This is a genomic window from Mycolicibacter sinensis, assembly GCF_001667945.1.
Lineage (GTDB): Bacteria > Actinomycetota > Actinomycetes > Mycobacteriales > Mycobacteriaceae > Mycobacterium > Mycobacterium sinense_B.
Genome location: NZ_LZJK01000045.1, coordinates 1 through 1,849, shown reverse-complemented (window position 1 = coordinate 1,849; position 1,849 = coordinate 1). Strand labels below are relative to the sequence as shown.

The 1,849-nt window shown below is 65.1% G+C and carries 1 protein-coding gene; it reads left to right on the top strand.

The window, feature by feature from the left end; genetic code table 11:
* Positions 1 to 134 precede the first annotated feature (134 nt).
* A complete protein-coding gene (locus A5694_RS05550) occupies positions 135 to 1,349 on the top strand; it encodes an IS110 family transposase (RefSeq protein WP_064920845.1) in 1,215 nt (404 codons plus the stop codon).
* Positions 1,350 to 1,849: the final 500 nt, after the last annotated feature.

Here is a 1,849-nt window from a genome sequence, read left to right as displayed (position 1 = left end):
CTCGCTGATATAGGTCGAGGTAGGTCCTTCACAAACGCCTCCGGAGGTGTCAGGAAGGGATCTGTAAGTGATTCCTTTTGAGGTCGGCGTGTTGGCGCACGCGGATTCTTCTGACACGCCCCGGAGGTGTTGTTATGTCTGTGCGTTTTGCCCCAGTCACCTCGTCCACGATCGTCGTTGCCGTCGATGTGGGCAAGACCTCGGCGGTGCTCTCGGCGACAGATAGTGCCCGTAAGCGGGTGTTCGGCCCGGTTGAATTCGCGATGACCCGTTCGGGCTTGGCCGGGGTTGTGCATCAAGTGGGTGCGGTGGTCCCGCCGTGTGGGCAGGTCAAGGTGGGTGTTGAAGCGGCAGGCCACTACCACCGTCCGGTGGTGGACTATCGGTGGCCGGCAGGGTGGGAGGTGCTGGAGCTCAATCCCGCACACGTCACCGAGCAACGCCGTGTCGCAGGCCGGCGCCGCGTCAAGACCGATGCGATCGACCTGGAGGCGATCACCGAGTTGGTGCTCGCCGGACGCGGCCAGCCAGTCACCAGCCGTGAGGTGCTCCTCGGTGAGCTGGCGGCCTGGGCGAGGCATCGATCACGCCGGGTGGGCACGCGCAGCGCGACCAAAAATCAACTGCTGGGTCAACTCGATCGCGCATTTCCGGGGTTGACCAGGGCCTTGCCCGATGTGTTGGGCACCAAGATCGGCCGGCTGGTTGCCGCTGAGTTCGCTGACCCGGCTCGACTGTCGGCGCTGGGCACCAGCCGGTTGATCAAGTTCGCCGCGGTCCGCGATGTTCGGCTGCGCCGGCCGGTCGCTGAGCGTCTGGTGACCGCGGCCCGAGAAGCGCTACCGACCCGCGATGCTGCGGTAGCCCGGCGGGTGCTGGCTAGCGACGTGGGGCTGCTGGCCGACTTGGACGCCCAAATATGTGCTGCCGAAGCCGAGCTGGCGAGGTTAGTGCCAAGCAGCCCGTTCGCGACGTTGACCTCGGTTCCCGGCTGGGGTGTAATCCGCACCTCCAACTACGCCGCTGCCCTGGGTGATCCACGCCGGTGGCCAGGACACAAGCAGATCTACCGGGCTTCGGGACTGTCTCCGATGCAATACGAATCTGCCGGTAAACGCCGTGACGGAAAGATCAGCCGTGAGGGCAGTGTGGCACTGCGCCGAGCATTGATCGAGCTCGGTATCGGTCTGTGGCTCACTGAGCCCGCCGCCAAAACGTATGCCGCCGAACTGAAAGCACGCGGTAAGCACGGCGGGGTCATCGGATGCGCGCTGGCCCACCGCGCCACCCGCATCGCTTATGCGCTGGTTCGCGATCACAGCAGCTACGACCCCTCCCGCTGGAGCTGAACAAACCCCCGTGGGCTTTCCTTGGTCCTGGCCCCAGGCGCCGGAGACGCAGGAGCTGTCCACCTGCAGCGCCCGCAGCGCAGCGAGGGTCGAACGACGTGGACAGCGACGAGCACCGGCGCATCCTGGCCGCGACGAGGAAACCACTGTCGTCGAGCCAACAGGAGGCAACACCACCCTCGAACGGTTCCCCTTCAAAACTGCGGCCGGTAGTGCCAGGCTGGAAGGACGACGAAGGGCCGGACCAGATGCCGTACTCGCTATGGCGGACCCGTCCGCGGGTTACGCCGAGGTTAGCTTGGCACCCGGCCCTTCGCCTTCACAGCAGCCCGAACGACGCCAGATGACCCATCTAAACGTGCAGGTCGCATAAGTCAGCGTGGGCGCTCGGCACTCCTGACAGTAGACAACACTCCGGCCAGGTCTTTCAACGCCAGCAACCACCGGCGACAATGCCCCACGCGTGGCCGCATGACTTGACACGACCCACAGCCAGCTAA

Coding starts and splice junctions, on each gene's coding strand:
- A5694_RS05550 (WP_064920845.1), top strand. CDS start 135: ATGTCTGTGCGTTTTGCCCCAGTCACCTCGTCCACGATCGTCGTTGCC.